The organism is Gardnerella piotii (assembly GCF_049815665.1).
GTDB classification, from domain to species: domain Bacteria; phylum Actinomycetota; class Actinomycetes; order Actinomycetales; family Bifidobacteriaceae; genus Bifidobacterium; species Bifidobacterium piotii.
This window is the reverse complement of the sequence record NZ_CP187450.1, coordinates 1,004,923-1,017,729: the sequence shown is the minus strand read 5'-3', so window position 1 is coordinate 1,017,729 and position 12,807 is coordinate 1,004,923. Positions and strand designations below refer to the sequence as shown.

Here is a 12,807-nt window from a genome sequence, read left to right as displayed (position 1 = left end):
ATTTTGTGCAATGGTGCGCAAGCACACATTTTGCATTGCGCACCATCGACTAGTTAAATTGCACCGAATCTTAAATTTGCATTTGGAATTTAAGACAAAGCGCGATCAAGATGCACGTAGCCGCCATCAACGAATACCCACTGACCAGTGGTGTGCGAAGAGCGATCAGAAAGCAGGAATGCAGCTTCGTTTCCAATCTCTTCCGTGGTAGTCATGCGGTTCTCCAGAGGAATCTTGTCGGTAATAACCTTCAAACGAGCCTGCTGAGCTGCTTCGTCGCCAAAGGTCTTAATCCAATCGGCATACAGTGGGGTCCAGCATTCGGAGACAACAATCGCGTTTACGCGCACGCGGTCATGAATAAGTGCTGCAGCCCATTCGCGAGTCAAGCCCAAGATTCCACCCTTTGCAGCAGCGTAGGCACTGGTCTTGCCCTGGCCTGTTAGAGCAGTCTTAGAAGAAATGTTCACAACAGCGCCGTGGCTTTCCTTTAAGTACTTTACAGCAGCATGAACAGTCTCGTAGTAGTGGGTAAGGTTTCCGTGAATCGACTTCTCGAAGTCGCGCCAAGAAGTGGATTCCAAATCCTTGTTGTCGTTAACGCCAGCGTTATTTACAATGCCGTCAATATGACCATACTTCTTGTAGGTTTCTTCAATAATTGGTGCAATCTCGTCCGTGTCGTTTAAGTCGAGAAGATAAACATCGTAGTTCTTTGTATATTGCTCAATATCCTTGCGGAATGTCTCTTCTGCAGGGTCTGCGCGGTTAATAACTACTGGAATTGCGCCCTCTTGTGCAAGCTGAAGCGTAATGCCCTTACCAATGCCCTTGAATCCACCTGTTACGATGAAAACTTTGCCTTCCAAATGCAAATCCATAATGAACTCCTTTGTTAAATGATGTGGTTTGCTTTTTGAATCTTAAATTATGAACTTTGATTTTTTAAAGTGGCTAGCAATTTAAAATAAACAGCTTAATGTAAACTGCTAGCCACAATTGCATAACTATCCGCGATAAAGGTACTTTTCAGCCGTTTCCAGCGTCATTTCAGTGCCATTACCTGGGGCAGTTGGTGCAACATAATTACCATTCTTGATTTGTGTTGGATGCACAAAGTGCTCGTGCTGATTGTCTACGTATTCAATCATGCGGCCTTCCTTTGTGCCAGAAACTGCAACGTAATCAAACATTGCAAAGTGGCACACAGCTTCGCACAATCCAACGCCACCTGCGTGTGGGCAAACTGGCTTGTTAAACTTACGCGCAAGCAAGTATTCGAGAACAACTTCTTGTGGACCTGCAACTCGAGTTGCGTCGATTTGCATGATTCCAAACGCGTTTGCTTGCAAGTATTGCTTGAACATGATTCTGCTTTGCATTTGCTCGCCAGTTGCAACTGGTATTGGGTTGATTGCGCGGGCGATTGTTGCGTGTCCAATAACGTCGTCTGGGCTTGTTGGCTCTTCTACCCAAGCTAAGTCGAAGTCGTGGAAGCGATTAATCCAAGTGATTGCTGTTGGAACATCCCATACTTGGTTTGCATCTACTGCAAGACGAACGTCTGGGCCGATTGCTTCGCGAGCAAGTGCGAGTCTTCTCAAATCGTCGTCTACATTTTGACCAACCTTAAGCTTAATTTGCTTAAAGCCTTTAACTTGCGATTCTTCCTTAGCGATTGCAACCATTTTCTCGTCGCTGTAACCGAGCCAGCCTGCAGCAGTGGAGTAGCCTGGGTATCCGTTTACAAGCAAATCAGCAATGCGCTCTTCCTTGCCTTTTTGACCATCTTGCAAGAATTCGATTGCTTCTTCTGGCCTTAAAGCGTCTGTCATATAGCGGAAGTCGAGCGTAGAGACTAATTCCTTTGGATCCATCTCGGCAAGCAAGCGCCACAATGGCTTTCCAGCTCGCTTTGCTTTAATATCCCACAATGCGCTCAAAATAGCGCCAATTGCCATGTGTTCTACGCCTTTTTCTGGGCCTAGCCAGCGAAGTTGTGAGTCGTGAACAAAAAGATCCCATGCAAGACGCATGTTGTCTAGTAATTCTTCTACGTTTCTGCCAATAAGCACTTGAGACATGGAGTCGATTGCTGCGCAAACAACATCGTTGCCGCGGCCAATTGTAAATACAAATCCAACGCCTTTAATGCCATCGTCTAGGCTTGTTTTGATTTCTACGTATGCGGATGAATAATCTGGATCTTTGTTCATTGCGTCGGATCCAGAAAGCGTTTGCGACGTAGGGAATCTAAAATCATAGGTTTTTACTGATGTAATTGTACTCATAACGATTTGTGCTCCTTTGCTTTAAGATCGTTGTGACCTACATTTGTAATTTTATATCAAAATAATGGAAAAATGTTGTAGTATGAGTAGAAATTTTCGTAAAGCGATTTTTGCGAATATTTCGACGATGACGCAATGTGATAAATGTCATATTTTTGATTTTTTGATTATTGAAAAATTGAGCTTTTTAGTAAGTAAAATCGCGCATTTAGTCCGCGTTTTGCTTGCGACTAATGGCAAATAATTTTATTATTCGGCGTGTCGTAAGAAATTTTCGCATTTTTTGCGCGTTAAATGCGAAATAGTGTATTATGGAACCTGTAATAACCTTGATAAATCAAGCAATAATTCTATTTTTCAGTTTTTCTGGCAGCTTGTATTATTGCGGATAATCTTAAGTATGTATGCGAATTTTTCTTTAAGATTATGATTTAGATAGAAAATGATTTAGATGGAAAATGCGTTAAGCAAAAACGCGCAGAAGCTAGAAAGGGAGAAAATGGCCATAAATAGCAAACAAAGTGGTTTAGAAGAATCTGAATCGTCGAAGCCTAAGATTACAGAACTTGCTAAAGAAGCTGGTGTTTCTCCGTCTACAATATCGAAGGTAATAAACGGTAGGTCGGGAGTATCGGAAGAAACTAGAAGGCGCGTAGAAAAAGTTCTAGCTAAAAGTGGGCGCGATTATTCTCTTGTTAGCACTAAAATTTCTCCAACAGTTGAGCTACTCGTAGATTACGTTGCAAATAATGGCACGATTGAGATGATTACTTACGCGTCTCACTGGGCGCAAAAAGAAGGATTAGCGCTTACGGTTGCTCAAACTAACAATGGCAAAAAGCGCGAGGAATGCTTGCGTGGAATAGTAGATAGAAACCCTTTGGGTGTTATATCGCAAATGTCTGATCTAGAAGAAAAAGATAAAGAATTTTTGCGTATGCGCAATATTCCGCTTGTGATTATTGACCCAGTTTCTATAGGAAGCGGCAACGATCACACGATTTCTATTGATAACTGGACAGGTTCCTACGAGCTTACTCGGCATTTGATTAGTTTGGGTCATAAGCGAATTGGAGTTATTACAGGTCCATTAAACGTTCAATCTGGTGTTGCTCGCTTTGCTGGATACAGTGCTGCTATGGAACAAGCTGGTTTGAGTGTTGATAAAGACTTAGTAAAAGAGGGCGATTATCTTCCAGAGCTTGGATACAAAATGGCTTGTAGTCTTTTGGATTTGCCTAAAGGTAAGCGTCCAACTGCGATTTTTGCTTGCAACGATATTACTGCTGTAAATGTGTATCGTGCAGCTCGCGAGCGCGGAATTAAGTTAGGAACAGAGCTTTCGGTTGCAGGCTTTGATGACGTTTATCCAGCGCAATATTTAATGCCTTCTTTAACAACCGTTAATCAACCTTTTGATATTATGGCAAAAAATGCTGTTAGTATGATTCTTGCAATTCGAGAAGGCAAGGAGATTGAAAGTCAACTAGTTCTTCCTGCTAATGTTGTTATTCGAGACAGTACTCAGCCAGTTGTTGATTAATATAAGGCTTGTAGATATAGGCTTTATGACTTGTTACATACAAAATGTGGACGCAACTTAAATCAAGAGTTAACACAAGAGTTAAATCAAGATAAATTGCGTCCACAAATTGTTTGTTCTAAATGTGCGTATTTATTTATTGTTTGCTTATTTTTAGAAGACTACGCAAAGAGCTACATCAAGCTTGTGTAAATCTTGCGAATATCTTCCAAAGTTGCCTTGCGTGGGTTTCCTGGAGTGCAAACATCTGCCAAAGCGTCGTGGCTTAAGCCTTCAATATCTGCCTCACTAGCTCCAACTTCGCTAATCTTAGTAGGATTTCCAAGCTTAACCGTTAAGTCGTGAACTGCCTTTACAGCAGCATTACGCACGGTTTCGAGGTCGTCGGTGTATGCGTTTGGAACGTCGAATGCGGCAGCAATATCGCGATACTTTTCGCCAGTGTAATCCTTGTTATATTCCATAACAGGAGCGAGCAAAATTCCGTTTGCAACGCCATGAGCAACGCCAAGGCGACCGCCGAGTGGGTGAGCCATGCCGTGAACCAAGCCCAAACCAACGTTGGAGTATGCCATGCCAGTTATATAGCTTGCGTAAGCCATTTGTTCGCCTGCTGGAACATCTCCGTCTGCGCTCTTTGCAAGGTTTTGTGCAATCATGCGAATTGTTTGCAAAGACAGGCAATCCGAAAGGCTCCATGCACCTGGAGTAATGAAACCTTCGATTGCGTGTGTGAGTGCGTCCAAACCAGTTGCAACCTTAAGCGAGCGTGGCATGGAGTCGGTGAGATCTGGGTCTACGAATGCAACGATTGGAATATCGTGAGGGTCTACTGCAACGAACTTGCGAAGCTTTGCAGTATCGGTAACAACATAGTTGATTGTTGTTTCGGAAGCGGTTCCTGCTGTTGTTGGCACGCCAAAGATTGGCACAGAAGGATTCTTTGTATCTGCAACGCCTTCTAGAGAAAGAACATCGCTAAACTCTGGGTTAGCTACAATAATTCCAATGCCTTTGCAAGTATCTTGCGGAGAGCCGCCGCCGAGACCAATAAGGAAGTCTGCGCCAGATGCCTTGAACTTTTCTACGCCGTCTTGAATGCATTCAACAGGTGGATTTGGCTTTACATTGTCGAATACTTCGTATGGAAGACCAGCGGATTCTAGAACGTCGGTAACTCTTTTAACGGTTCCCGTCTTTACAAGAACGGGATCTGTTACTACAAATGCTTTTTTGAAGCCGTGCGCTTTAGCAACGTTTGGAATCTCTTTGATTGCTCCGCGACCGAAGTAAGCAGTCTGATTGAAAATCATTCTATAGACCATGCGAAAATCTCCTTTGAGTTTCTTGTTGGCTCATGCCAAATTTTGGTAGTCGATTAATATTTTACAATATTGCATGACATTTGGCGAGTGTGTTAAATAAGTGTTTTGTTACTAAAATTAACAAATAAACAATTAAAATGAACATAAACTAACTAATTTGACGCATTTTTATTTATTTTAGATATAAATAAGCACATTTATAACAATTCGAGCACATGATTTGTAATGCTTATTTTGAAGGAAAAATATTAATCGTCTTAAGAAAAATTCTTTAATTGATGGTGTTGTAGTTGCCAAATTGACTTATTTTGCATTAAAAATTGACTTATTTTGTATTTGACTAATCGCGTGAAATGCAAATTTGAGCTTGTAGCATTAACAATCTTATGCAAGCTTCTCATACTAAAGTATGACGATTTTACATAAGAGCATTTTTATATCAAAATTTAATATCAAAATCCCTATTATTCCAATGAAAATATCAGCCTTACGCACTATAGAGAATGCGTTTTTAATCACGTAAATTGTAATTGTAAGGTAATCACAGAAGTATGTGAGGTGCAAAATGAGTGTTGAAAATAGTCAAGATACGCGTTTTACGCAAATGAATTATTCCGCTCAAGAAGGTTTGATTGGCGAGACTGCGGTTGCAGCTTTGCATGTTGTTAAAGATTTTGGCAAGGGCGCAGGCATTGTTCACGCTTTGCGAGATGTTAGCGTTAGCTTCGAGCGCGGCAAGTTTACTGCGATTATGGGCCCTTCTGGTTCTGGAAAGTCAACGTTAATGCATTCTTTAGCTGGTCTTGACAGCGTTAATTCTGGAAAAGTTTTGGTAGATGGCCTAGATATTACAGGTATGAGCGATAATCAGCTTACGCTTATGCGCCGCGAAATGGTTGGGTTTATTTTCCAAAGTTTTAATCTTCTTCCAATGTTTAGCGCTGAGCAAAATATTCTTATGCCTCTTACTTTGGCAGGCAAAAAGCCAGATAAGCAATGGTTTAATACTTTGATTAATACTCTTGGCTTGCAAGATCGCTTAAAGCATAGGCCTGCTGAGCTTTCTGGTGGTCAGCGCCAACGCGTTGCAATTGCTCGAGCTTTAATCTCTAAGCCTTCCGTAGTTTTTGCAGACGAGCCTACTGGCAATCTCGATTCTGCTTCCAGTTTGGAAGTTTTGCATTTTTTGAAGAAGTCTGTAACGGAACTTGGTCAAACTGTGATTATGGTTACTCACGACGCTGTTGCAGCGTCTTATGCAGATAGAGCAATCGTGTTTGCAGATGGTCAAATCGTTGAAGACGTGCAAAATCCTACTGCAGAAGGAATGAGCAAGATGCTTATGGAACGCAGCGAGGCTGGCGTTAATAATCAGCCTGCTCAATTGCAATAAAAGGGGTGAAGTTAGAATGTGGAAAATCGCACTAAAACTTATGCGTAAAAGCGTGCGCATGTTAATCGCCTCTGGAATTGCGATTCTTATAGGCAGCATGTTTATGAGCGCTACTTTGCTTTTTAGCAACAGTGTTGATGACTTGATGGTTCGCAACGCAACAGATGAATTCGGTAGCGCAAATTATGCAATCTCATTTAAGAATCCTAACAGTTCTCCGAGTAGTGAAATTCATTATAAAGACCTTCATTTAGACAAAATATCGAAGATGCCTGGCGTTAACGGTATTCGTAGCGACGATGCGACTGCGCTTGTAAGAGTAGAAAAAGGTGATAAATCAGTTACGAGTATCGCTTGGTCTAATGGTTTGTATGGAAATCTTCCTGTGTATAAATCAACAGAAGGTAGAGATCCGCAAGAAATAGGCGAAATTACGCTTATTAAAAGTATTGCTAAATCAATACATGCAAATATTGGCGATACTATAACTTTGGTTAAAGTAGATGACACTGGCGGAGATAAAGAAAAATCGTACGATGTTCGTGTGGTTGGTCTTGTTGACGATGGAGAACATTCTCAAATACCATTTTCAAATCGCGGCACGTATCTTGGTGGCATAACGAACGATTTTTGTGCAAAACTCGAAAATATTAAGAATTTTGACAATCAAGTTGTGCAAAGCAAAGTGTACATGAGTATTGATGAATCTAAAATAAACGATTTATCTCCTAAGATTAACTCTTTGCTTCCTTCGAGATTCTCTCTTATGTCTAGGCACGAAGTTGGCGTAAGAGCTGTTCGAAATGTGTCTAACGGCACTAATTTTGTAACCATGTTCTTGCTATCCTTTGGTATTCTAGCGTTGCTTATTTCTTCGCTTGTTATAGCAAACACATTCCAAGTTTTGGTTGCTCAACGCAGACGAACTCTTGCGCTTTTGCGCGTAATTGGCGCACAATCTCACCAGCTTTATGCTGCAGTTTTGCTTGAAGCTGCAATACTTGGAGTTATTTCCGCGGCTGTTGGTGTGCTTTGCGCAATCGGATTTATGGGCGCAATTAGTAACGTGAATATTAATTCTGGACCGTTATCTAAGATTCCTTTGATTGTCTCGCTTCCAGCGGTTGTGTGGCCAATAGCAATTGGCACGATTGTAACAGTTCTTGCATCTATGAGTGCTGCTCGATCTGCTACAAAAGTAACGCCTATGGAAGCGCTACGACCAATGGATTTGATTAAAGATAAGCGTGCAAGCATTATTCGCGCTGTTTTTGGCGTTGTGTTTATTGTTGTAGGTATTTTAGCTGCGGCTTTAAGTGCTACTTCTTTAGCAAGCATGATTGCGAGGAAGTCTCCTACTGCTGGTTCTGATTCTTGGATGACTTTGCTTGGAGCAATGTTTGGTTGTGCGCTTGTTTTTATTGGCATTATTATTACAGCAACATTCTGGATGCCGTTTGCTATGAAGGCAACTGGAGCAATTATGGCACTTTGTGGGCCCGCGTCTAAAGTTGCTAATGCAAACGTGCAAAGAAATCCTAGAAGAGTTGCGGCAACTGGAACAGCTTTGCTTATTGGCGTAACGCTTGTTTCTACAGTAGTAACGGGCGCAATGTGCGGTAAAGCAACTCTTAAAGGTGTTGTTGATGATCATTACAGTGTTGACATTATTATTCAAGGCAAGAATGTTGATGAATCTCTAGCTGCCGACATTTCAAAGATTAGTGGAATAAAGAATACTGAGTTGCTTCCTGCAGTTCCTATGACTTTTAAGAACGCTAAGGGCAAAACTGAGTATGCTATGGCAGCTGGAGTTGATAATACAGATCAACTTAAAAATGTAATGCACACTGACCTTGATGGCGTTAGCATAAACAAGGATTCTGTGCTTTTGCCTAAGTTTAATAACGAAGGCGGCGAACCTTTTGAGCTTAAAAAAGGAAACCTTAATCTGCAAGCTTACGTAGAAAAGTACAGTTCTGATGAAACAGACAGTAATAATATTACGCCATTTACTGGCATGAATACAGACCCAAGTAATAACGATAAGAGCATTACTGTAAAGCAAGTTCAGTTTAAGAAGTATAGAAATGTTAATATATATTCAAGGAATACTGCTTTTGTTAGCAAATCTTACTTCAATAACTACCTTAAGCCTACAACGCATATTTTGCTTATTACGGTAGACTCTAGCAAAGCTAATCTTGTAGATATTGTTAAAAATATTAGAAATATTACATCTAGCTATGCGGAGGTTATGGCTGGTGGAAGCGTGTTCCAGCGAGCGCAGTGGGAGAGTGCTATCAATACGATTATGATGGTGTTCGTTGGATTAATAGCTGTAGCTGTTGTGATTGCTTTAATAGGCGTTGCAAACACATTAAGCTTGTCTGTTATTGAGAGAACCAAAGAATCTGCAACTTTGCGCGCAATCGGCATGACAAGAGGACAGGTTAGAAGATCTCTTGCGTTGGAAGCAACGTTGATCTCCCTAACAAGCACTGTTTCTGGCTTGATTGTTGGAACAGCGTTTGGGTGGATTGGATCCTACATGGTATTTAGCGCAATTGGCAAAGTTCCGTTTGTAGTTGATTGGGCTATTTACGCGGTTCTCGCTCTAATCGCTTTGCTTGCAGCGCTTCTTTCCAGCGTTCTTCCAGCTCGTAGAGCAGTGAAGTCTTCGCCAGTAGTTGCGCTTGCGGAGGACTAATCGCTAGAAACGCAAAACAAAATGCGGTTGCAATTTTAATCATTCAATTAAGAATTGATTAATTTGTAGCCGCATTATTTTTATATAAAAGATTTATTGTCTATAAGAACATTCGCATTATTTTTATTTTTATAAAAATAGTTAAACAAGACTGTTCTCGTAAGCAAACACAACAGCTTGGACTCTGTCTCTTGCGTTGATTTTTCCTAAAATATGAGCAACATGCGTTTTGACTGTTGGCAAGCTAATAAATAGTTTATTAGCAATCTCTTGGTTGGATAGTCCGTGAGCAATCTCTACAAGAACTTCGCGCTCGCGATCTGTTAAATCATTTAAGCAAGAATCGTACGTGTTTGCGTTTTGCTCGTTTTTAGTCGCAATCTCTTCTTTTGCTTTTTCTTCATCGTTAGGCTTAGAAATCATTGACTCAATTAAGCGCTTTGTAGCAGTTGGAGCAATAATTGCGTTTCCTTGATACACAGTTCGTATTGAATTAAGCAATGTTTCTGGCTCTGTGTCTTTAAGCAAAAATCCCGATGCGCCCGTATGAATCGCAGCCATAACATATTCGTCTAAATCAAAAGTAGTTAAAATAATAATGCGCGTATTGCTATTAGCATCTTCTTGCAAGATTTTGCGTGTAGCTTCCAAACCGTCCATGTTAGGCATGCGCACGTCCATCAAAATAACGTCTGGATTTTCCTTTGACGCAACTTCTACAATTTCATTTCCATTCGCTGCTTGCGCAACAACTTGCATATCTTTTTGCGAGTTGATTACCATAGCAAATCCTGCGCGCACAAGCTCTTGATCGTCTGCTATTGCGACTCGAATTACTCCATTGTTTTCCATATTTTCCATGTTTTCCATACTATCAATTTATTCGTGTTTGTTGGCAAGTCTGTGTTGAATTTGTTCATCAAGTGGGGCAGCAGGGCGAACCGCAATCTTAGCTATATTCGCACTATTATTTGATGAATTAACACTTGAACCTGTTTCTCGCAAAATTCCAAGTAGTTTTCGCATGTACCTAAGTGCTGAGCGACCTTCATCTCCAATGTTTTTAAAAGCTTTACTAATTGCTTCAATTTGCTCTTGCTCTAGTTCTTGTTCTTGCTCTAGTTTTGTTGACTTTTGATTTTCTGCATTGCTATTTGTTTTTTCGTATTTATTAAGCATATCAATTCCGCTATTTGCGGCATCAATTACTTTATGCAATGTAACTGCAACTTTTTGCTGAATATTTGCGCTAATACGCTGCCTTTCGGCATTTGCTGCAAGTACTTCTAGCTGTTTTTGTTCTTGTTCTAATTCTGTTCTGCGCGCTTTTAGAATCAGCAAATTATTGTCATCGTTTCTGCGGTAATAAGCAAATGCAATAGCAGCAAAACAAATTAATGCAACTATAAAACCAAAAATTAATCCTACGGACGCCATTTGCATAATGTCATAAAAATTAGTTGTGTACGCATTAGAAGTAAAAAATCGTATTGGAGTTTCATTTTGCGGAATATTTCTTGATGCAACACCAATTTTTACAGCAAAAATAGCAGATTCGGCGAGTACTACAGCACTAACCCACTGCCATGCGTGCTTTTTGCCATAGAGCACAGCAGCATAAACAATGGCTGGTATAAAGAAATTAGCGAATAAAATATTAGGTAAGCATATAAGCTGTATTGTAGAAAATACTGCTGCAACAATTGCGCACATAGTTGGAGCTTTTCTACGAAACATAAATGGAATCATAGTAGTAAGCGTAAGTATTCTATAAAGTATTTGAAATGAAAGCGAGCTTGAATACCCAGAAGTCATTCCAGTTCCAACAGTAAAATCGTAAGTTGGTATAAAAAGCATTAGAACAGTCCAAGGTGATGCATAAATAACATCTCCAATAAGCCAATGTTTTTCAAACCATTGCGATACTTTCTCAATCCTATTTTGTGAATTATTTGCTTCTGGCAAAACTTTTGATGAGGTTTTATTGCTTGCATTTTCAGGTTTTTCTTGCGCTGCTGATTGATTATTAACTTTTGCATTCTTATAAGTAACGTTAGAAATACTATTTAATACAGAAGTAGTAGTGTTTGATTGATCCGTGCTGTAAGAGTATGGAATAAAAGCAGCAATACTAAATGTTCCATCGTTTTGTATTCCATAATCAAGCGTTCCGTGAAGATTTTCAATGCGCTCTTTCATGCCAATTAAGCCATAGCCGTTTTTATGTATCGCAATGCTATTTTGCTCTTGATTATCTTCAAGCTTGTGTACTTCATTTGTGATTTTTAGTGTTAATCCTTGTTCGTTCCACTGTTCGTGAATGTTTATTTTGATGCCGTTTCCTGCATGCTTTCGAATATTAGTAAGTGATTCCTGAACAACTCGGTATGCAACGGTTTGTGCATCTTTGTTGAGTTTATTAGAAGAATTTATGCCATCAACAGTGTGCCAAAAAATATTATTAGGGGATGCGATTTTTGCTTGCTCAATAAGCGAAGGTATGTGATTTAAATCCAATTGAGCGGATGGAGCGTCTGTTAAAGCTTCTAGAAGTCGGCGCATGTCGTGAACGGCGCGCTCTGCTTCGTTTTTAATAATATGCATTGTTTTTTTAGCAAGAGAAATATCTTGTGTTGCTGCATAGCGACCACCGTCTGCTTGAACAATAATAATAGAAAGCGTGTGAGCAACAATATCGTGCATATCCCTAGCGATTCTAGCGCGCTCTGCAGTAATGGCAATATGCTGAGCTTTCTTTCTGTACGCGCGAATAGCGTTATTGTTCTCTTGTAAAAGTTGAATAGTGTGCACGTGAGTGCGCTGCCAGTAGCCAATAATAACCGCAATTGTAGTAATAATAATTGCAAAAATTATAGTAGGAATTGCAAAATCAAGTATAATTGAAACGCAATTTTTAATGTTACTACTATTTATATTTTTTACGCTACAAGAATAACTAGCTTTTAAATGATTGATGCCATATATTGGCCCCATTACAATATTCCACGATATTGCTGCGCAAGATAATACTGTTGTTACGTAAGCTGCAATAACAAAAGCTTTTGAATGTTCTGGATTTCCGCGAGCAATAGCATTAACAAGCAGCACAAAACCAAAGAAATCAGCAAAAAGTTGAGTAGGGCCAAATATTACTTGCAAAATGCATGCAACAATAAAAATAACAGCTGTGTGTTCGGGCCATATTCTTCGTACTGAAAGTAATGATGCAACAACAATATTTATAAGATAGGTTGTAATTAGTGAACTTTGCGTCAAGAATCCGTCAACATTGCTTATAGTATAACGATTGCTTGAAAGTGTAAAAAGAATAAGTGGAATAATGCCCCACAATATATCGTTTAGCGTAAGCTCAGTGCGTAAGCGTTGTATGGCTTTGTTAAACGTGTGAGATATTTTCATAACTACTAGGCTAGTACACGGCACTTTATAGAACAATCGAACTTTAGTATGATTTATGTAAGAGTGTGTATTTTTGTATGTGATTTGTTATTGCAACGTTGCATGCGAGTGCAGAAAGGAATGTT

Annotated in this window: 8 protein-coding genes; 3 read left to right on the top strand and 5 right to left on the bottom strand. The window is 40.0% G+C overall.

The window, feature by feature from the left end; genetic code table 11:
* Positions 1 to 89: 89 nt before the first annotated feature.
* On the bottom strand, positions 90 to 881 hold the full coding sequence (locus ACPEIW_RS04205; protein WP_016635378.1) for an SDR family oxidoreductase: 792 nt from the start codon (positions 879 to 881) through the stop codon (positions 90 to 92).
* A 126-nt stretch (positions 882 to 1,007) separates the two neighbouring features.
* Entirely contained in the window at positions 1,008 to 2,291 is a 1,284-nt protein-coding gene (locus ACPEIW_RS04200; RefSeq protein ID WP_004130435.1) for an enolase C-terminal domain-like protein, read from the bottom strand.
* Between the two features lie 499 nt (positions 2,292 to 2,790).
* On the opposite strand from ACPEIW_RS04200, the gene ACPEIW_RS04195 reads away from it, so the two are divergent.
* Complete coding sequence (locus tag ACPEIW_RS04195; protein ID WP_425663220.1) at positions 2,791 to 3,834, top strand: LacI family DNA-binding transcriptional regulator; 1,044 nt, start codon at positions 2,791 to 2,793, stop codon at positions 3,832 to 3,834.
* A gap of 173 nt (positions 3,835 to 4,007) precedes the next feature.
* On the opposite strand, the gene fucO is transcribed toward ACPEIW_RS04195, so the two are convergent.
* Entirely contained in the window at positions 4,008 to 5,159 is a 1,152-nt protein-coding gene (fucO, locus tag ACPEIW_RS04190) for a lactaldehyde reductase (protein ID WP_016784865.1), read from the bottom strand.
* Positions 5,160 to 5,724: 565 nt separating this feature from the next.
* On the opposite strand from fucO, the gene ACPEIW_RS04185 reads away from it, so the two are divergent.
* Both ACPEIW_RS04185 and ACPEIW_RS04180 read left to right on the top strand, forming a co-directional pair.
* The gene (locus tag ACPEIW_RS04185; RefSeq protein ID WP_004132833.1) at positions 5,725 to 6,552 is read left to right on the top strand and encodes an ABC transporter ATP-binding protein; all 828 of its coding nucleotides are present in this window, start codon (positions 5,725 to 5,727) and stop codon (positions 6,550 to 6,552) included.
* Between the two features lie 16 nt (positions 6,553 to 6,568).
* Positions 6,569 to 9,262, top strand: coding sequence for an ABC transporter permease (locus tag ACPEIW_RS04180; RefSeq protein WP_425663217.1), 2,694 nt, complete (start codon positions 6,569 to 6,571; stop codon positions 9,260 to 9,262).
* Positions 9,263 to 9,403: 141 nt separating this feature from the next.
* Here the strand turns inward: ACPEIW_RS04180 and ACPEIW_RS04175 are convergent, their stop codons facing one another.
* Both ACPEIW_RS04175 and ACPEIW_RS04170 read right to left on the bottom strand, forming a co-directional pair.
* Positions 9,404 to 10,123, bottom strand: coding sequence for a response regulator (locus tag ACPEIW_RS04175; protein ID WP_425663215.1), 720 nt, complete (start codon positions 10,121 to 10,123; stop codon positions 9,404 to 9,406).
* Between the two features lie 18 nt (positions 10,124 to 10,141).
* Positions 10,142 to 12,682: a DUF7134 domain-containing protein gene (locus tag ACPEIW_RS04170; RefSeq protein WP_425663213.1), complete on the bottom strand. Its 2,541-nt coding sequence runs from the start codon at positions 12,680 to 12,682 to the stop codon at positions 10,142 to 10,144.
* Positions 12,683 to 12,807 lie beyond the last annotated feature (125 nt).